The sequence below is a fragment of the Rhodococcus sp. 008 genome (assembly GCF_001682295.1).
Classification (GTDB): Bacteria; Actinomycetota; Actinomycetes; order Mycobacteriales; family Mycobacteriaceae; genus Rhodococcus_F; species Rhodococcus_F qingshengii.
The window spans coordinates 1,371,180-1,388,429 of sequence record NZ_CP012749.1; the positions used below are offsets into that span (position 1 = coordinate 1,371,180).

A 17,250-nucleotide genomic window follows, 5' to 3' on the forward strand; every position below is an offset into this window, starting at 1 on the left:
CATGCCGACCGAGCCGAGCCCGCGAGCGTGGGAACAAGTACTGAGCCACCTCGAACGTCGGCTCGTTTCAGGCGAGGTGTCTCCTGGCCAGCGCCTGCCGGGAGAGAGAATTCTGGCAGCAGAGTTGGGCGTCGGACGGTCATCGGTCCGAGAAGCGTTGCGGGTCATGGAAGCACTCGGCCTCCTCAAGGCGCAGACTGGATCCGGCCCGACGTCCGGCGCGATGATCGTCGCCAAACCGACCGGCGGCATGACCATGCTGATGCGGATGCAGGTTGCAGCACAGGGCTTTCCGGTCTCGGATGTGGTGAAGACACGACTCGTTCTCGAATCCGAGGTGATGCAATCCCTGGCATCGCGGACTCCGACGCCCGACCTTCGCGCGGCCGTCGAACTGCTCGACTCGATGGAGGACGCAGCTCTCTCGGCCGAGGAATTCTTGCTACTCGACGCACAGTTCCACGTGGCGCTCGCCGACGCGGCGGGCAATCAGGTGATCGCAGCCATGATGACCGGCCTGCGCGAGTCCATCGAGGCCTACGTTCTCGCGGGCGTCCAGATCGACAGCTGGCCGAGCACCTGCATGCGACTGCGTGACGAACACCGAGGATTGGTGGATGCGGTCAACGCGGGTGACGGCGAACTCGCACGTCAGCGCATAGTCGGACACATCCGCGGTTACTACTCGGAAAGCGCGCACTCCAGCCGGTGACAGGGGGTGGTAATTGCGCCTCCAGAAGTCGTGTACTGTTGGTTTCACACCGACGCGGGGTGGAGCAGCTCGGTAGCTCGCTGGGCTCATAACCCAGAGGTCGCAGGTTCAAATCCTGTCCCCGCTACAAAGAAGAGGCCCGTAGGTTGCGAAAGCGACCTACGGGCCTTTTGCTGTGCGCCTTTATTAACCGCCGGGGGTTAATAAAGGCGCACAGCAGTGGTTCACACCACCACGTTGTGAAAATCGATCTCTGCGACCAGCATGCCGGAGAACCACCGATCCAGGTCCTCGTCGGTGACGGACTCGGGCATGGCGTCCACCTCGCACGCCAGCACCGCCACCTGAGACACGAACGGCGGAGCGACATGCATGTCCACCCAGTCCTGCAACGCTGGTTCGCGATCTACCTTCACTGCCGCCGCCTCCCGGCACCACGACAGATACAGGGTTTCCGCGGCGTACATGCCCACCAGCGCCGCCGCCCTGCCCTCTTCGCGAGCGAGAGTCAAGGCGTGCGTCGACAGCACGGCCGACTCCTCGACCAGCGCCGCTGCGTCACCCTCGTACGGGAAGCGGGAACGCAACTGCGCGAAATACTCGCGCTGCTCGCCCACCAGGTTCGACATCGACGTCACGTGGTCGAGCGCGTCGTCGAGCGTCGGGGATTCGGCGACCACCAACCCCAACACCTTGACGGCCGTCAGTACGAATGCCTCTTCGATCACGAGGTACCGGCGGAATCCCTCATCACTCAACGTCCCGCCGATGGTGTCCTCGATGAATGGAACCGCCCGCGCGGCAGCGAGATTACTCTGCTGCCGCGCGAGCAGGTCTGAGGAGCGACTCATTCGCCGGCGACCCAACTGATCAAGCCGTCGAACAGGTCGGTGTATCCGGGCCACTGCTCACAGAACTCCGGCGGAGCCCAGTGCGGCGAGCAGTCCGAGGTGAAGACGATCGACCGTCCGGCGCCGTATTCACCGGCAGCGACAAGCGGATCGCCGTTGATGGTGGCGGGAACCACGGCACCGTCCTTCGCGACGACGCGGTTGTATCCCAGGAGCGCGGGCCAGGAATCGCCGGCATTACCGAGAGCCGGGTGAGCAGCATCGACGACGGTGGGAACGATCCCAGCCGGTGTCTCGACGCGATCGTCCTCGGCCAGCATCGTCACGGGCAGTACCTCGGCGATCGCGGTCTGGCGGAAAGCTGCTCGCGCCTGGAATCCGGAGAACGAGAGGTAACCACCGATCATCATCAGTGAGCCGCCGGCGTTCACCCAGTCACGAAGCGCGACAAGCCGATCCTCGCCGGCGCGGAACTGGTCGAACACGCCGGGAGCCAGCTGCAGCGAGTTCGCTCCGATGTCGGAGAGAACGACGACGTCGAACTGCGACAGTGCTTCTGCGGTACCGGGGAACTGCGTCGGCACCAGGTGTGCGGGCATGTGTGTCACGTCGTGGCCACGTGAGGTGAGCGCATCCCGAAGCGGGCCGACTCCCTCGACGTAGGAATGGACACTGAACTCGTCGACGCCCTTGACGTGCGTCGACGTCGTCATCCAGCTCTCGCCGGCGATCAGTACTCGTTTACCCATGACTGCTTCTGTTTCCTTTCGCGGCCTGCTCGAAGAGCGACCTCGGGTTGTCTCGCATCAATGCGGACACTTGCTGGGGATCTACGCCTGCGCGCACCAATCGGGCGGCGAAGGCGAGTGGTACGTAGGAGAATCCGTTTCCGCCGTGCTTTCTGAGCATTGATTTGAGGAAGAGGTCGTGACTGAGCAGGAGCTGAGATGCGTGACCGGAGGTGACCAATCCGGCTACCGCAGTGGCTGTTTCCGCCGGATGCGGAGAAAGACCCTCGCCGGGGAAATCGAAAGGCATCCCGATCATGTCGAACTCGAGAAAGACACCGCGGTCGGCGAGCGATCGTTGGTAGTCGGCGTCGTGTCCGGACGGGTCCATGTGGCACAGGACCGCTGCTTGCGGATCGACGCCCATCTCGTCGACCACGATGTCGACGACGTGATGTCCCACGCGCTGCCAGCCCGGAAGGTGGACGAACAGGGGCACGTCCACCTCGCGCTGGGCGATGCATGCCGCCCGCAACGCTTTCGCCTCGTTCTGAGTGAAGAGCGGGGAGACTCCGATCTCCCCGATCACGCCAGGAGCCAATTCCTTTGCCGGATCGAACTCCTCGACGAGCGAACCTGCCAGATCGTCGACACCGAGTTCGTGGACCTCGACCGGATGGGTCGTCTCGAGGTACCACCCTGAACCCATGATCACTCGCACGTCTGACTTTCGCGAGAACTCCGCCAGCTTCTCCGGTGCCCGGCCCAGTCCCGGCGGTGTCAGATCGACGATCGTCCGACCACCGAGGCGGGCGAAGTCCGCAAGGTCTTCCACCACGGCCGATCCGTCGTCGACTCGACAATTGTCGAGACTGTAATACGGATTGTCGTGAAGAAGCCAGGCATCCTCGGCGCGTACCGGACCGGCCAACCGCTGTGCCACAACCGGATCCGGGGCCTCGGTGTACGCACCGGTGACGTCGTTGTGCAGATGTTCGTGTGGGAGAACCAGTCCGAGTTCCGAGCTGTCCACAGTTCCCGTGACAGTACGAACCTTGCTCATGAGCGTGCAGGCCCCGAGGGTGCGGACTGCAGGTGTCGCCACAGCGCGCTCAGGGTGTGTCCCCGCATGTTGATCCAGATGGCCAGTAGCAGAACGACACCGGTGATGATCGGTGTCAAGAACGGGCTCACGCCGAGCAGGGTCAGTCCGTTGGCGATGATTCCGGTCAGGACGGCGCCGATGACGGTACCGATCACGGTGCCGCGACCGCCGAAGAGGTTGGTGCCACCGAGAACCACCGCGGTGATCACCGTGAGCTCGAATCCCGTTGCGGAGTTGGCCGAACCCGAGCCCAGTCGAGCCGCGATCAGCAGGCCCGCGATACCGGCAGCCAGGCCGGTGAAGACGAGCGTCATCATGAGCACACGACGCGTGTTGACGCCGGACCGTCGCACGGATTCGACGTTGGATCCGATACCGGTGACGTAGCGCCCGAAGCGCATGCGGTTGAGCGCAATTGCTCCGATGACCACGACGACGAGAGCAATCCAGGCGCTGGCGGAGAACCCGAGGAACTCAGCAGTTCCGAGCTTCGCGAAGTAAGTGTCGGCCGGAACCGGAACGGAGAATCCTTCGGTCCGATACAGCGCGATACCGCGAATGACGGACATCGTCGCCAGAGTCACGATGAACGGCGGAATGCCCTGATAGGCAGCGAGCCATCCGTTGACCAGTCCCCAGGCCGCACCCATCACCGGGGCGGCGACGAAGACCAGGGACGAATCGACGCCGGCCTGGATAAGCTCGGCACTCATCGCCGCGACGAACGCGACGATCGCACCGACGGACAGGTCGATCTGACCTGCCGTGATCACGAAAGTCATCGCCACCGCGATGATCAGAACCGGAGCGATCTGGGTTGCCAGGTTCGACAGGTTCGTGAATGTCAGGAACGACGACGTGGTCGCCGAGAAGACGGCTGCGACAGCAACTGTCACCGCCAGCATCGCGAGGGTGGGCTTGTTGACGCTGTCCCACAAGGAGGGTTTCGCGGCGAGCTTGCGCTCGATCGGCGCCTGGGTCTTCTCGAGAGTGGTCATGCCGTGGCTCCCTGTGTTGCTGCCGATGTCCGTTGCGGCACCGGAGTTCGAGTGATGAGTCCGACGAGGGACTCGATGTTGAGGTCGCCGATCGGAACGTCGTCGACACTCTGCCCCTCGTACATGACCGTGATTCGGTCACACACGCGGAACAGGTCCTGCAGGCGGTGTGTCACGAGAATGACGCCCACGCCGGCCGCTGCGACGTCCGTGATCAGCTTGAGCACCGACTCGACCTCGGCGACGGCAAGCGCTGCGGTGGGCTCGTCGAGGATCAGTACGTCTGGGCGGAAGGAGACTGCGCGGGCGATCGCGACGGTTTGCCGCTGTCCGCCGGACAGTTGCCCGATCTCCTGGTAGGTCGACTTCACCTTGACATGCAGGTCGGCAAGAATGTGAGCCGCCTTCTCGTGCATGGCATGCCGGTCGAGGAAGGGGCCTTTTCGCGGTTCTCTGCCGAGGAACAGGTTGCTGGCGACATCCAGCGTGTCGCACAGAGCCAGATCCTGGTAGACGATTCCGATCTTTTTCTGCTGGGCGTCGAGAGGCGTCGAAAAGCGCACTGGTTCACCGTTGACGCGCATTTCGCCGCCGTCGTGCTGAACCGCACCGGCGAGAATCTTCATCAGAGTGGACTTACCGGCGCCGTTGTCGCCGACCACTCCGAGTACTTCACCCTTCGCCAGCCGAAGGTCCACTCCTTGAAGGGACTTCACCGGTCCGTACGACTTGGTGATGCCCGAGAGTTCGATCAGTGGAGGTGCCATGATTACTTCTCCAAGTAGTACATGTAGTCGGCCACGTTCTCCGGGGTCACGATCTGGGTGGGAACCGGGATGTTTGCCGGAGCGCCGCGTCCGCAAGCCAGGTCGATTGCCGAATTCATTGCCTCATGGCCGAATTCGAAGGTGTTCTGCTGGACCACGCCTTTAAGCCAACCGGCTTTGAGTCCGCCTACCGCCTGATCCGAAAGATCCCAACCGACTGCTTCGATGCGATCCTGCGCCTTCTGACTGTTGACCGCCGCGACGAGACCGATCAGTGCCGGCTCACCGGTTGCGTAGACGTACTTCATGTCGCCACCGCCGGTCAGCAGGTTCTCCGCCGCGGTCTGTGCGTTCTCCTGAATGTTACGTCCGTCCACGACGGTGCCGACGGTCATTCCGCGGCCGGTCACGGTCTCCGTGAAGCCCTTCTGCCGCTCCAACTGAACAGTGCTGTTGAGCGCGCCGACGATACCGACCGTTCCGGTGTTGTTCGCGACGTCGGCCAAGGTGTTTCCGATCTTGGCACCACCCTCGGCGTTGGCCGTACCGACCTGAGTCGACAGTGCCGGATCGTCGATGGTCGCGTCCACCGCGACGACGGGGATGCCCGCGTTCTTGGCCTTGACCACCGACGGCTTGATTCCGTCCGTGTCGATTGCATCGACGATGATCGCGTCGACTCCGGCGGCGATCAGATTGTCGAAGGCGTTGGCCTGCGCGACGGAATCGTCGTTGCCGCTGATGATCTGCAGGTCGACGCCTGCCTTGTCCGCGACGTTCTTCGCGGCATTGTTGATCTGGTTGAAGTACAGCGCCTGGAGGTTGATGGTCACCAGACCGACCTTGAGCTTGCCGTTCGTCCCGTTACAGCTTTCGGCGACCCGGGTCGGCTGCGGGATGGACGAGCCCCCCGATGCGTCCTTCGAGTCACTCGACGAAGCCGAGTCACAAGCGGTGAGCGTGAGCGCGACTGCAGCTCCCAGCGCCAGAGGCAATGCACGTTTCATCATCGAGTCTCCAAAAGGGTGTGAGGGGTCAATGTTGCTGTGAAGCTGTCCAATTCATCTCGGGTGGGGCATCCGCGGGGGCCTGCGGTGGCGCAAGCCAATGCAGCCGATGCCCCGGCGAGTCGTGCGGCGTCCACCGGTGAGCGCCCGGCGTCGACAAAAGCGATGTACGTACCGCCGAAGCAATCACCGGCCCCGACTGCATCGACGACGTCGACCACTACTGCCGGTTCGCTCGTCACCTCGCCGTCCGGTGTGGCCAGTGTCCAACCTCGCGAGCCGTCGGTCACCAGCAGGTGGGTGTGGTGCTCGGCGGCCAGAGTCTGCCACTGGTCGAATCCGATCCCGAACTCGCCTTCCCACAGGGCACGCCCTACGACGACGTGGTCAGCCAGAGCGAACGCGCGCAGTGCCGCGGCTTTGTTTTCACAACCGTCCAGATCGATTACCAGACTTACGCTTCCCGGCAATTCATCCGGCAGGAAGACCGCACGGTATCCGTCGAGGAACAGTCGTCCACCGCCGGCAGCGGCCAATCGGGTGACGACAACTCCGATGCGTTCGGCATCGTTCGGGTCGTCCTGGCTGATGATGGAGCGATCGCCGTCCTGCGCGATGAGAACAACTGCCGTCGACAGGAACGCATCTCGCGGCGACCAACTGGTGTCGACGCCGTCTGCCTCGAGGGATTCGAGAAACTCGGTGGACCGCGCGTCCGGGCCCACGGCACCGGCAAAGATCACTTGCGCGCCCATTCTGGCCGCGGATACCGCAGCATTTGCATTCATTCCACCGTCGATCTGACTGATGGCCGTTGCCTGAACGCGCTCACCGAGTACCGGCACGTGTGGGACATGTACCGTCACATCGTTGTTGGCGTATCCACAAAATACAATCATGGTTACTTTCCTGCGGCCCGGGACAGTTCGCGGACCTTCTCGCCTGCGACCCGTCCCCACCAGCGTCCATTGTCCTTCACCGAGGATGCAACTATGGCGCCGTCGCATTCCTTCATCAGCGCTGCGACATTGGCAGCCGTGATGCCGGATCCGATGATCACCGGAAGAACGGTGTTGTCTCGGATCACGGAAACCTCGTCGACCGAAGCGGCGTCACCGGTGCGCGAACCCGTCGCGATCAGAACATCTGCGTCGAAGAACTCGGCGTCTTCGGTCTGTTCCGCGACAGTGCGGTCCGCGACAATGGCATGCGCACCGTGTTTGACGTGCACGTCAGCGAAGATCCGGACCGGGTCGGCGCCGATGCGATGGCGGAAGCGCGTCGTCTTGGCGGCCTGACCCTCGATGAAGCCCTCATTGGCAATGTAGGCATTGGCCCACTGATTGACGCGCACAAAACTCGCGCCTGCCGCCCACGCTGCGGCCACTCCGCACTCGCCGGCGTTGGACAGGATGCTGACGCCGACGGCCTTGCCGAACTCGCCGACCACCGCTGCCGTGATGACTCCCATGCTCGCGGCGGTTTCGTATCCGTGTTCGCCGGGCTTGAGGAACGGTATGTCCCAGTGATTTTCGACGATCACCCCGTCGAAACCGTTGTCGACATACGCGTGTGCTTCCTCGACGGCGAAGCGAGCAATTTCCGAAACCGGCTGCCCGGTGTAGTGCGGGCTGCCCGGCAGGGCCGGGAGGTGAATGGCCCCGATGAGAGATGGCGTGCCGGTGAACATCTCTGCCAGCGCCGAGGGCTTGGGCGGAAAGACTCCGAGCGGTGATGCGGTCACTTCAGCTACCCCATTCCATGCGCAAGATTTGCGCTGTATGTCCATGCACAAGATCTGCACACGATGTAATCGATTGCCTTGATGAATTAGCAGGTTATGCGATCAACACCGGGTTGTGTCAAGGATTTCACAATTCGAATTTGTAAACGATTGCCTCAATCGCGTTACATGCGGGACACTGGACCGTGCGGTTCGATAACCTCGGACCCGAATCGAGCAGAAAACGGGGGACGCATGCGCAAGGCGACCATTCGCGATGTCGCGGAACTGGCCGGGGTGTCGACGGCCACCGTGTCGCGGGCACTGTCCGGCTCCCGCCCTGTCTCGGACGAGCTTGCAGCGACGATCAAACGAGCCGCGGATTCTCTCGGATACTCGGGAAACATCATCGCCAGCTCACTGCGTCGCAATCGGACGGACACTGTCGGAATGGTGGTTCCGAGTATCGCGAACCCCTTCTTCACTTCGCTGGTGGTCAACGTCGAACACGTCCTCGCTCGGCGCGGCCTACAACTGTTCCTGTGCGATTCTCGTTCCGATCCCGACGTGGAAGCGCAGCGGCTCAAGTCGCTCGTCTCCCGGCAAGTGGACGGAATCATCATCAGCCCGTGCCACGGCGAACTGAGTGCCGAAGCCGTCCGAGCCAGCGCGGCAACGCTTCCGGTCGTTCAACTGGACCGGTTTGCAATGGATACCCAGACGGACTGGGTCGGCGTCGACGACGACGCCGCTCAATCCCTGGTGATGGAGCATCTGTCCGAGCGTGGCGCGCAATCAGCCGCCTTCATCAGTTCCGAGCTGACCAATTCGTCAACAGAACTTCGCCGGGCCGGCTTCTTCCGCCACGCGGATCGAATGGGCATCGAAACTCGTGACGAGTGGACACAACTCGGCGAGTACTCGATCGAGTGGGGGCGCACGGCATCCAACATCATCCTGACCGGCAAAACTCGCCCCGACGCCCTGGTCTGCGCCGACGACTTGATCGCACTTGGCGTGTTGCAGACCTGTCACACATTGGGCATCGACGTTCCCGGCGACGTTCTGGTCACCGGTTTCGACAACATCCCATTCTCCGAATTGTGCAACCCGCCGTTGACCACCGTCGGGCAGCCGCAGGAAAGAATCGCGGAAGAAGCTGTGCGACTTCTGGATCAGGCGATGAACAACTCTTCCGAGTCGACAGCCCACATCGCGCTTGCTCCTGAACTGATTGTCCGTCAGTCCACCGTCGGCCAAGCGGCGGCAACCGCACCGTAAGCAGCGATCGCATCGTCCAGTTCGGAGACCTTGACGCTTTCGTTGGCCGCATGCATCAGCGAGGGAGTGCCAGGGCCCCAGATCACGACGGGAGCACCAGGGGCGGCGGCGGCCAGTACCGAAGCGTCGGTGAAGTACGAAACCGGTTCGGTTGCAACAGGGATAGGCAGGGTGGCCAACCACGGGTCCGACGCGTCGGTACGCACACCTCCCAGATGAATCGACGTCTCCACCGAGTCGACTTCTGGTTGGGCTCGCCACCACGCGAGCAGGTCGGCGCCGTCTCCCACCGTGCGGTGATCGATCACCGCACGTGCACTGTCCGGCACGATGTTCGGAGCCGAACCCCCGCCGACCAAGCCGAGGTTCCAGGTTTCGGCACCCAGAAACGCGTCGGACGACAGCGGAAGCTCACGCCGGGCTCGGTCGACGACGTCAAGCAGTTTGAGGACGGCGTTGGTTCCTCGCTGCGGTGTACTCCCGTGCGCGGCTTTTCCTTTGACGGACACTTCGAGCCACAGTGCGCCGCGGTGCCCCAGGTTGATGCGATTGCCGGTCGCCTCGGGAACGATGACAGCCCCGACCTCGAGATTCGCAACGGCGTCGGCCGAACGAACAGCCCCGAGCGATCCGATTTCCTCGTCGCTCGTCAGCAACAGCGCGACCGGGACTCCACGTTCGAAAGCGTCGACAACCGCGGCAGTAGCGGCAACAAGGCCGGCCTTCATATCCGATGTCCCTCTGCCGAGGAACAATTCGCCGTCGACCTGTGCGGCATACGGATCGAACTCCCAGTCGGAGACAGTGCCCACCGGCACCGTGTCCACGTGGCAGGCGAACAGGAGTCTGGCTGCCGAGGGTGCAGCTTCGTTGGTGATCAAGGCCCAGGGATGATTGCCGGTCAGGTCTGACTCCACCTTCGCCTGTGGCGCACGTGAGAGAACCAACGAGACAATCGAATCCATCGCCCGCTGTTGAGGAGCGGACTCCCCCGAGACCGTGTCGAGAGCTACCAGTTCCGAGAGAAGTCCGAGGGAATCCATGTACCTATTCTTGCACTGCCACGGATTCAGTGCGCTGCCAGCTGGGCGATGACAACGTAATTGTCGTCGGTCGACTCTCCTTCGACGACATCACAATTGGCGAGGATCAGCCGTCCCGGAACCGATTCGCGCAACTCGTGAGCGCCCAGCAGCGAACCTTTGTGCAGCGGCCCGACTGTTTCGACGTCGTACTCGAGTGTGCCGTTCGGTGTACCCAGGAGAATTCGATCGCCCGGCTCCACTACCCGGAGCGCCCGGAACGGTGCTTCGCGAGTGGTGTAGTTGTGGCCGACCACGACAACTGTTTGTGTGGTCGACGTTCCCGGCATTCCGCTTTCACCCCACCACACCGGCAGTTCGTCGACGGGATTCAGTTGCTGCCCACTCTCGCCGCCGCGCATCAGCTTCTCCGAGTGCAACGGACTGCTCAGGTACGTAACCCCGGACGCAGACCTCAACTCGATCCGCTCGGGTTCTGCCGGATCGACGGTCACCGAAGCCGGTGCAGCCGCGATATGCGACTGCACCGGCGAGCGGTCTGGTAGCGATCCCGCGTTCTCGCCCGAACATCCGGATGCGAGGAGGGCCAGGATCGCTACCGCCGAGAGGCCGGCGCTACGCAGACGTGTTGCCCGGGCCGTCATGACGCTTGCGACGAACAACCACCGTCGTAGCTGCTGCGGCGGCAGCGCCCACGACTCCGACGCCGATCAATACAGCCGGCAGGTTGGAGTTGCTGCTACCGCTGGTGCTGCTGCTTGCGGTGTCACCGAGAGCAAGGTCGACCGGGGGCAGGCTTCCGGCGAGCGCCGGATCGCCGTCGGCATCGGTTACGTAGTAGTCGACGACGTCGAAGGCTCCCTTGTTGTTGTAGTAGCCGACCAGCTTGACGCCGGTCTTGTTCACTACAGCGGTGGTCTCGTCGACCTTCGTGACCCCGGAGCCGTCGTCAGTGTGCTCACCGATGATCACTTCACCGCCGACGCCTGTTCCGTTGTCGATCTCCTTCTCGCCCTTTGCCTTGAGCTCGTCGACGATCTTCTGCGTTGCATCCGCTTCGGCCTTTGCGGCGGCTGCAGCGGCCTGAGCTTCCTTGGCCTTTGCTGCCGCGGCGTCGGCTGCGGCCTTCGCGTCTTCGGCGGCCAGGTAGAGATCCTGCGCCTTCTTGCTCGCCGCTTCGGCAGCTTCGGCCTTCTTGGCGGCTTCGGCAGCCTTTTCGTCGGCGATGGCTCGCTTGTCGGTGGCAGCCTCGCCCGCAGCATCGGCTTCGGCCTGGGCCGTCTCCGCGGCCTTCTGCGCAGCGTCGGCATCCTTCTGCGCGGAAGCCGCAGTAGCCGCCGCTTCATCTGCGGCCTTACGGGCGGCGGTAGCAGCTTCTACCTCGGTGGCAGCTGCGGACTCGGCTGCCTTGGCCGTGGTTTCAGCGGCGGTGGCCACCTTCTGAGTTTCCTTGACGGTGATCGCGAGCTGCTTGGCGTTCCAAGCCGCGGCCAGCGCCTGAGCCTTAGCGACGGCTGCCTTCGCGAAATCCCAGTTCTTGAAGGCTTCCTCGGCTTCCTTGTTCTTGTCCGCAACCAGCTTGGCGTTTGCATCCGCGGCAGCCTTCGCCTCATCGGCCTTGGCCTGCAGAGCATTAGCCTCGGCGCGCGCCTTTGCTGCCTCTTCGGTCTTGGGCCCCGAACCGGCGGCCTTCGCAGCCTCCTCGAGTTCCGCAGCCTTGGCTGCGGCCGCGTCGGCTTCTGCCTGAGCTGTTTTTGCTACCTCCTTGGCATCGGCCGCCGCGGACTCCGCAACCTTGGCCGCCTCTTCGGCTTCCTTGGCAGACTGTTCCGCGGCCCCTGCCTCCGCCTTGGCCTTGGTCGATTCGACCGCCGCCTTGGTTGCCTCGACGCTCGCCTGGGTCATTGCCTCGGTCGCCTTCACCGAAGTGTCTGTCGCTGCGGACGAGTCGACCCCTGCCGTCGCGGCTGCTTCGGCGGCCTTCGCTGCCGCGTCGGCAGCTGCCTTGGCTTTTGCTTCGGCTTCCGCCAGTGCTGCAGCGTCCGTACCAGCGGTTTCGGCACTGCCCGTGCCGGCGACCCCGGCTTCAACCTTCTCCGGCGTGTTCTCGGTGCTCGTCGCCGCGTCGGCGTCGGTGGTGGCAGCTGCCTCTTCCTCGGCGCAGGTCACCAGCGGATCAGCGCTCGGGGTACACACGGTTTCCGGCTCTGCCGATGCAATTCCCGTGCCGCCCACCGCCAATCCGAGAGCTAGTACGGCACCGGCGGCCGCAGAGCGGACCCTCCGAGAATGGGCGATGGACTTCTCCGACATAGCGCTCAACCTTTCGGCCTTCTTTACGAAGACGGCAATTCCGGCGTGGACAGCCTTTACTTCGTCGGCTGACTTCCAGACGTTACGACCGGTCGGTCCGAAAAATTGAGAGCTGCTGCTCTACCCGCAAGAATCAGGACCGCGGAACGCGCCCCATCAGGTAGAACTCCGGATTGGGCAGCATGCCGGAGAAACTCGCCATGCGATTGCTGAGCCCGAAGAATGCAGTGATCGCGGCGATGTCCCACGCGTCCTCGTCGCCGAAGCCGTGCACACGAAGGGCGTCGAAGTCGGCGTCGGCGATTTCGTGCGAGGCGGAGTTCACCTTGGTGGCGAAGTCGAGCATCGCGCGCTGACGATCGGAGATTTCTGCGGTGCGATAGTTGACCGCAACCTGGTCGGCAACCAGCGGCTTCTTCTCGTAGATACGCAGAATTGCGCCGTGCGCGACAACGCAGTACGTACATTTGTTGGCCGCAGAGATCGTGGTGACGATCATTTCTCGATCACCCTTGGTGAGTGCGGAATCTTCCTTGAGCATGATCGCGTCGTGGTATGCGAAGAATGCCCGGAACTCGGCTGGGCGCCGAGCGAACATCAGGAAGACGTTGGGCACGAACCCCGACTTCTCCTGGATCTCGAGAATCTTGGCGGCGATGTCCTCGGGCACCTCGGTCAATTCAGCCTGCGGAAAACGGGTGCTCACTGTGCCTCCTGGTCAGCCATCGATGTTCGATTCAAGATAATGATGATTAACTGAGTTGTCCAGATGCATTTCCTGCCCTACTTTTTCGGGCACGGATAGTCGGGTACGGCCCAAGTGATCTGCGTAGCGTGAAACCCGTGAACAGGAAGACACGATGATCGACGGACTGAACCGCGCGCTCGACTACATCGAAAGCAATCTGAGCGGCGAGATCGAGACAGCCGAGATGGCAAGGCTGGCAACCACCTCGGAGTATCACTTTCGGAGGATGTTCTCGGCCCTGGCCGGCATTCCCGTATCCGAATACATCCGTCGACGTCGACTCACCCTGGCCGGTGCCGAGTTGTCCGTCAGCAGATCAGGAGTGTTGGAGACCGCCGTGAAGTACGGCTACTCGTCCGCGGAGGCCTTCACACGAGCGTTCACCGCATTTCACGGCGTGAGCCCCGGCGCGGTCACACGCGCTCCCGCCGTTCTCAAATCCCAACAGAAACTTGTCATTCACGTGACACTGGAAGGAGCCACACCGATGGACTACATGCTTGTGGACAAACCTGCCCTGACGGTAGTCGGGTTCAAGACCCGGGTTCCATTGGTTCACGAAGGCCCCAATTCTGCGATCGAAGATTTCACCCGCTCCGTGGACAAGGTTGCGTTGCGAGGGTTGCGCGAGCTCTCCGATCAGGACCCGGCGGGAATCGTCAGTGTCGTCGACAATTTGGCGCATCCCAGAACCGAAGGCACAGAACTGGATTACTACCTGGGAGTGGTCACCGGCAAACCTTCACCCACGGGTTTCGATGCGCTGACGGTCGACGCACACACGTGGGCCGTCTTCACCGCCGACGGGTCGGAAATCGAATCTGTGCAGTATTTGTGGCGAGATATCTACACGGAATGGTTCCCTGCCAACCCTTTTCGCTCCGTACCTGGTCCCGAGATCATGCGTACCGAATACAACGACGATTTCGCCGTCGCACGGTTCGAGCTCTGGATTCCGGTCGAGAGCGAGCTGAGCGACGTCGGGGCGTAAAACAGCCGCCAGGTCGGATGGAAGTCACGACCCGGCGGCTGAGCCATCAGATGAAACAGACTGTCAAAGAATCAGTTTCGCCCCGGTAGCAGCAACCACGTCCTCGACACTGATGCCCGGCGCCGTCTCCACCAGGCGGAGACCGTCGTCAGTCACGTCGATCACGGCCATGTCGGTGATGATTCGCTGGACGCAGCCCTTACCGGTCAGCGGAAGCGAGCACTCCTCGACAATCTTGTGCTCACCCTTCTTCGAGACGTGCTCCATCATCACGATGACGCGCTTTGCGCCGTGGACCAGATCCATCGCGCCACCCATGCCTTTGACCATGTGGCCCGGGATCATCCAGTTCGCGAGGTCTCCGGTGGCACTGACCTGCATGGCACCGAGCACGGCAACGTCGACCTGGCCGCCGCGGATCATGCCGAACGACGCTGAGGAGTCGAAGAACGACGCACCGGGCAGAACGGTGATGGTCTCCTTGCCCGCATTGATCAGCTCGGGATCGAGTTCGTCCTCGGTCGGGTACGGCCCCACGCCCAGAACGCCGTTCTCCGAGTGCAATACAACGGTGATATCGGTCGGGAGGTAGTTCGGAACCAGCGTCGGCATACCGATGCCGAGGTTCACGTACTGCCCGTCCTCGAGTTCGCGCGCGACGCGGGCCGCCATCTCTTCGCGGGTGAGTTTGGTGGGTAGTACAGAAGTCATGCTCGTACCGTCCGATTCTCGATGCCGACCGTCACGGGGCCGACGTGGACAACACGCTGAACGTGAATGCCCGGCGTGTGGATCTCGGCGGGGTCGAGCTCACCCGGCTCTACGAGGTGCTCGACCTGCGCAATGGTGATGCGCCCCGACGTTGCTGCAGCCGGATTGAAGTTCTGGGTACTCGCGCGGTAGACGAGGTTGCCATGCCGGTCACCTTTCCAGGCATGGACCAGTGCATAGTCGGCGACGATGCCGCGCTCCATCACGTAGGTGACGCCGTCGAAGTCACGAGTTTCCTTGGGCGGACTGGCAACTGCGATGCCGCCGCTGCCGTCGTAACGCAGTGGCAGGCCGCCGTCGGCGACCTGGGTGCCGACGCCGGCCGGGGTGAAGAACGCGGGGATGCCCGCTCCCCCGGCGCGCATGCGCTCGGCGAGCGTGCCCTGCGGCGTGAGTTCGACTTCCAGCTCACCGGAAAGGTACTGACGCGCGAACTCCTTGTTGGAGCCGACGTACGAGCTGACAGTACGACGGATACGCCCCTTCTCCAGAAGCACTCCGAGCCCGAACCCGTCGGTGCCGCAGTTGTTGCTCACCGTTTCGAGTGATGTCGCGCCCTGCTCGAGGAGCGCATCGATGAGGATTTCCGGCACTCCGACGAGCCCGAAACCTCCGACAGCGATCGTGACGCCGTCCGGCACGTCGGCGACGGCCTCGGCAGCAGTGGGAATGACTTTGTCCATCATGTCGATCACAGTAGCGCGACCCGTACGTATTGTGAACCCCCGTCCGCATAACGAACATTTTTCGCCCCCGGCATTGCCTGGGTCACATCTACGAACTATTCTGTTCGCAGAGCGCAACACATGTACACATTGCGAACAACTTCACGTAACCGAACGACGAGGTTCCCTATGCTGCATCTACCGCCGAGGTACCAGCGGCCGACTGGCGTCAACGCCCCGGCCGATTTCGCGGACTACAAGACGACTTCCCTTCGCCACCCGAAGCAGCCGCTGAAGCTGCTCCCCCAACGGCTCACGGAGCTCACCGGGCCGGTATTCGGCGAGGATCGCGTCGGCGCCGGCGAAAACGACCTGACCATTGCCAACGGCGGCGAAGCACAGGGACAGCGCATCGTCGTTCACGGCCGCGTACTCGACGGCGACGGAAAACCCGTCCCCCACACACTGCTCGAGGTGTGGCAGGCCAACGCCGGTGGACGCTACCGCCACACCGGCGACAACTGGCCCGCGCCGCTGGATCCGTTCTTCAACGGCCTGGGTCGCTGCGTCACCGACGCGAACGGCCGCTACAGCTTCACCACGATCAAGCCGGGCGCCTACCCGTGGATGAACCACGACAACGCCTGGCGACCGGCACACATCCATTTCTCGCTGTTCGGCACGGCATTCACGCAGCGCCTCGTGACGCAGATGTACTTCCCCGACGATCCGATGTTCTTCCAGGACCCGATCTACAACGCGGTACCCGAAGCAGCACGTCACCGCATGGTCAGCGTCTTCGACTACGACGCCACAGTCCCCAACTGGGCTCTCGGGTTCCGCTTCGACATCGTCCTGCGCGGCCGTAACGCCTCCGTATTCGAGAACGAGGAAGACCACGATGACTGATCACACCGCGAAGCCCGCACCCACTTATCCGGTAGTCCCCGGCGACTTCACCACCGCCCCCTTCGGTGTCACGCCCTCTCAGACCGTCGGGCCGTACTGGCACATCGGCCTCCCCTGGACGGACGGCCCCGACGCCGCTCCCGCCGATGCCCCCGGACGAATCACGCTGGCCATCACGGTGATCGACGGCGCCCGTACACCCGTCGCCGACGCGATGATCGAAACATGGCAGGCCGATACGCTCGGACGCTTCAACCATCCGGACGATCCCCGTGGCGCAGTGGAGCTCACTCCGGCTGGTTTTCGCGGATTCGCCCGCAGCGCAGCGGATCCCACGGGCACTGCATTGGTCCACACTGTCAAGCCCGGTGCGCAGCCCACTGAAACGGATGCGGACGAGGCCCCACACGTGAACGTGTCGGTCTTCGCTCGCGGCATGCTCGACCGCCTGGTCACCCGCTTGTACTTCCCCGAAGACGCCGACGCACACGCAACAGATCCGGTGCTGTCCTCACTGAGCGAAACCGAACGCGCGAAGCTGGTTGCAACCAAGGTCGACGGTGGGTACTCCTGGACGGTCTATGTTCAGGACGAGGACGCGAACGGCGTCGAGACGCCCTTCTTCGAGCTGTAAGAGG

At 62.9% G+C, this 17,250-nt stretch carries 19 protein-coding genes and 1 tRNA gene; 6 read left to right on the top strand and 14 right to left on the bottom strand.

Features of this window, described 5'->3' with window-relative positions:
- Position 1: 1 nt before the first annotated feature.
- Together AOT96_RS06465 and AOT96_RS06470 are read left to right on the top strand one after the other, a co-directional pair.
- Positions 2 to 712 (top strand): FadR/GntR family transcriptional regulator, encoded by a 711-nt coding sequence (locus AOT96_RS06465; protein ID WP_030536564.1) that lies wholly within the window; start codon positions 2 to 4, stop codon positions 710 to 712.
- Between the two features lie 53 nt (positions 713 to 765).
- Positions 766 to 839, top strand: a tRNA-Met gene (locus AOT96_RS06470).
- 97 nt (positions 840 to 936) lie between these two features.
- Here AOT96_RS06470 and AOT96_RS06475 read toward each other — a convergent pair.
- From AOT96_RS06475 to AOT96_RS06510, 8 genes are read right to left on the bottom strand one after another with little or no spacing between them, the layout of a single operon-like run.
- The gene (locus AOT96_RS06475) at positions 937 to 1,563 is read right to left on the bottom strand and encodes a TenA family protein (protein ID WP_058037937.1); all 627 of its coding nucleotides are present in this window, start codon (positions 1,561 to 1,563) and stop codon (positions 937 to 939) included.
- Positions 1,560 to 2,312 carry a glutamine amidotransferase gene (locus AOT96_RS06480; protein ID WP_054828143.1) on the bottom strand — a complete coding sequence of 251 codons (753 nt, stop codon included), beginning with the start codon at positions 2,310 to 2,312 and terminating at the stop codon, positions 1,560 to 1,562. Before AOT96_RS06480 ends, AOT96_RS06475 begins: the two co-directional genes overlap by 4 nt.
- Positions 2,305 to 3,396 carry a phosphotriesterase family protein gene (locus AOT96_RS06485; RefSeq protein ID WP_231917398.1) on the bottom strand — a complete coding sequence of 364 codons (1,092 nt, stop codon included), beginning with the start codon at positions 3,394 to 3,396 and terminating at the stop codon, positions 2,305 to 2,307. Before AOT96_RS06485 ends, AOT96_RS06480 begins: the two co-directional genes overlap by 8 nt.
- Positions 3,351 to 4,394, bottom strand: coding sequence for an ABC transporter permease (locus AOT96_RS06490; protein ID WP_003939698.1), 1,044 nt, complete (start codon positions 4,392 to 4,394; stop codon positions 3,351 to 3,353). Before AOT96_RS06490 ends, AOT96_RS06485 begins: the two co-directional genes overlap by 46 nt.
- The gene (locus AOT96_RS06495) at positions 4,391 to 5,161 is read right to left on the bottom strand and encodes an ATP-binding cassette domain-containing protein (RefSeq protein ID WP_003939830.1); all 771 of its coding nucleotides are present in this window, start codon (positions 5,159 to 5,161) and stop codon (positions 4,391 to 4,393) included. Before AOT96_RS06495 ends, AOT96_RS06490 begins: the two co-directional genes overlap by 4 nt.
- Positions 5,162 to 5,163: 2 nt before the next feature.
- Positions 5,164 to 6,171, bottom strand: coding sequence for a substrate-binding domain-containing protein (locus tag AOT96_RS06500; RefSeq protein ID WP_042924968.1), 1,008 nt, complete (start codon positions 6,169 to 6,171; stop codon positions 5,164 to 5,166).
- Positions 6,168 to 7,067 carry a PfkB family carbohydrate kinase gene (locus AOT96_RS06505; RefSeq protein ID WP_042924967.1) on the bottom strand — a complete coding sequence of 300 codons (900 nt, stop codon included), beginning with the start codon at positions 7,065 to 7,067 and terminating at the stop codon, positions 6,168 to 6,170. Before AOT96_RS06505 ends, AOT96_RS06500 begins: the two co-directional genes overlap by 4 nt.
- A gap of 2 nt (positions 7,068 to 7,069) precedes the next feature.
- A complete protein-coding gene (locus tag AOT96_RS06510) occupies positions 7,070 to 7,912 on the bottom strand; it encodes a BtpA/SgcQ family protein (RefSeq protein ID WP_003940276.1) in 843 nt (280 codons plus the stop codon).
- A gap of 234 nt (positions 7,913 to 8,146) precedes the next feature.
- Between AOT96_RS06510 and AOT96_RS06515 the strand changes: the two genes are divergently transcribed.
- Positions 8,147 to 9,172 (top strand): LacI family DNA-binding transcriptional regulator, encoded by a 1,026-nt coding sequence (locus AOT96_RS06515; RefSeq protein WP_003939717.1) that lies wholly within the window; start codon positions 8,147 to 8,149, stop codon positions 9,170 to 9,172.
- Here the strand turns inward: AOT96_RS06515 and AOT96_RS06520 are convergent.
- From AOT96_RS06520 to AOT96_RS06535, 4 genes are all read right to left on the bottom strand, one after another.
- Positions 9,133 to 10,215 (bottom strand): M20/M25/M40 family metallo-hydrolase, encoded by a 1,083-nt coding sequence (locus AOT96_RS06520; RefSeq protein ID WP_030536559.1) that lies wholly within the window; start codon positions 10,213 to 10,215, stop codon positions 9,133 to 9,135. The two genes, AOT96_RS06515 and AOT96_RS06520, sit on opposite strands and share 40 nt — an antisense overlap.
- A gap of 26 nt (positions 10,216 to 10,241) precedes the next feature.
- Positions 10,242 to 10,859: a sortase domain-containing protein gene (locus AOT96_RS06525; RefSeq protein WP_003940455.1), complete on the bottom strand. Its 618-nt coding sequence runs from the start codon at positions 10,857 to 10,859 to the stop codon at positions 10,242 to 10,244.
- Positions 10,831 to 12,528 carry a hypothetical protein gene (locus AOT96_RS06530; RefSeq protein WP_064073895.1) on the bottom strand — a complete coding sequence of 566 codons (1,698 nt, stop codon included), beginning with the start codon at positions 12,526 to 12,528 and terminating at the stop codon, positions 10,831 to 10,833. Before AOT96_RS06530 ends, AOT96_RS06525 begins: the two co-directional genes overlap by 29 nt.
- Positions 12,529 to 12,661: 133 nt before the next feature.
- Complete coding sequence (locus AOT96_RS06535) at positions 12,662 to 13,234, bottom strand: peroxidase-related enzyme (protein WP_003940498.1); 573 nt, start codon at positions 13,232 to 13,234, stop codon at positions 12,662 to 12,664.
- Positions 13,235 to 13,388: 154 nt separating this feature from the next.
- On the opposite strand from AOT96_RS06535, the gene AOT96_RS06540 reads away from it, so the two are divergent.
- On the top strand, positions 13,389 to 14,267 hold the full coding sequence (locus AOT96_RS06540; RefSeq protein ID WP_064073894.1) for an AraC family transcriptional regulator: 879 nt from the start codon (positions 13,389 to 13,391) through the stop codon (positions 14,265 to 14,267).
- Between the two features lie 63 nt (positions 14,268 to 14,330).
- Here the strand turns inward: AOT96_RS06540 and AOT96_RS06545 are convergent, their stop codons facing one another.
- Positions 14,331 to 14,978: a CoA transferase subunit B gene (locus AOT96_RS06545; RefSeq protein WP_007730017.1), complete on the bottom strand. Its 648-nt coding sequence runs from the start codon at positions 14,976 to 14,978 to the stop codon at positions 14,331 to 14,333.
- Positions 14,975 to 15,721 (bottom strand): CoA transferase subunit A, encoded by a 747-nt coding sequence (locus AOT96_RS06550; RefSeq protein ID WP_030536554.1) that lies wholly within the window; start codon positions 15,719 to 15,721, stop codon positions 14,975 to 14,977. The genes AOT96_RS06545 and AOT96_RS06550 overlap by 4 nt, the downstream gene beginning before the upstream one ends.
- A 171-nt stretch (positions 15,722 to 15,892) precedes the next feature.
- Here AOT96_RS06550 and pcaH point away from each other — a divergent pair, with 171 nt between their 5' ends.
- Both pcaH and pcaG read left to right on the top strand, forming a co-directional pair.
- A complete protein-coding gene (gene pcaH / locus AOT96_RS06555; protein WP_065351457.1) occupies positions 15,893 to 16,612 on the top strand; it encodes a protocatechuate 3,4-dioxygenase subunit beta in 720 nt (239 codons plus the stop codon).
- Positions 16,605 to 17,246, top strand: a complete 642-nt coding sequence (pcaG, locus tag AOT96_RS06560) for a protocatechuate 3,4-dioxygenase subunit alpha (protein WP_042446987.1) — start codon at positions 16,605 to 16,607, stop codon at positions 17,244 to 17,246. The genes pcaH and pcaG overlap by 8 nt, the downstream gene beginning before the upstream one ends.
- Positions 17,247 to 17,250: the final 4 nt, after the last annotated feature.

Coding starts and splice junctions, on each gene's coding strand:
- AOT96_RS06465 (WP_030536564.1), top strand. CDS start 2: ATGCCGACCGAGCCGAGCCCGCGAGCGTGGGAACAAGTACTGAGCCAC.
- AOT96_RS06475 (WP_058037937.1), bottom strand. CDS start 1,563: ATGAGTCGCTCCTCAGACCTGCTCGCGCGGCAGCAGAGTAATCTCGCT.
- AOT96_RS06480 (WP_054828143.1), bottom strand. CDS start 2,312: ATGGGTAAACGAGTACTGATCGCCGGCGAGAGCTGGATGACGACGTCG.
- AOT96_RS06490 (WP_003939698.1), bottom strand. CDS start 4,394: ATGACCACTCTCGAGAAGACCCAGGCGCCGATCGAGCGCAAGCTCGCC.
- AOT96_RS06495 (WP_003939830.1), bottom strand. CDS start 5,161: ATGGCACCTCCACTGATCGAACTCTCGGGCATCACCAAGTCGTACGGA.
- AOT96_RS06500 (WP_042924968.1), bottom strand. CDS start 6,171: ATGATGAAACGTGCATTGCCTCTGGCGCTGGGAGCTGCAGTCGCGCTC.
- AOT96_RS06505 (WP_042924967.1), bottom strand. CDS start 7,067: ATGATTGTATTTTGTGGATACGCCAACAACGATGTGACGGTACATGTC.
- AOT96_RS06515 (WP_003939717.1), top strand. CDS start 8,147: ATGCGCAAGGCGACCATTCGCGATGTCGCGGAACTGGCCGGGGTGTCG.
- AOT96_RS06520 (WP_030536559.1), bottom strand. CDS start 10,215: ATGGATTCCCTCGGACTTCTCTCGGAACTGGTAGCTCTCGACACGGTC.
- AOT96_RS06525 (WP_003940455.1), bottom strand. CDS start 10,859: ATGACGGCCCGGGCAACACGTCTGCGTAGCGCCGGCCTCTCGGCGGTA.
- AOT96_RS06530 (WP_064073895.1), bottom strand. CDS start 12,528: ATGTCGGAGAAGTCCATCGCCCATTCTCGGAGGGTCCGCTCTGCGGCC.
- AOT96_RS06540 (WP_064073894.1), top strand. CDS start 13,389: ATGATCGACGGACTGAACCGCGCGCTCGACTACATCGAAAGCAATCTG.
- AOT96_RS06545 (WP_007730017.1), bottom strand. CDS start 14,978: ATGACTTCTGTACTACCCACCAAACTCACCCGCGAAGAGATGGCGGCC.
- AOT96_RS06550 (WP_030536554.1), bottom strand. CDS start 15,721: ATGGACAAAGTCATTCCCACTGCTGCCGAGGCCGTCGCCGACGTGCCG.
- pcaH (WP_065351457.1), top strand. CDS start 15,893: ATGCTGCATCTACCGCCGAGGTACCAGCGGCCGACTGGCGTCAACGCC.
- pcaG (WP_042446987.1), top strand. CDS start 16,605: ATGACTGATCACACCGCGAAGCCCGCACCCACTTATCCGGTAGTCCCC.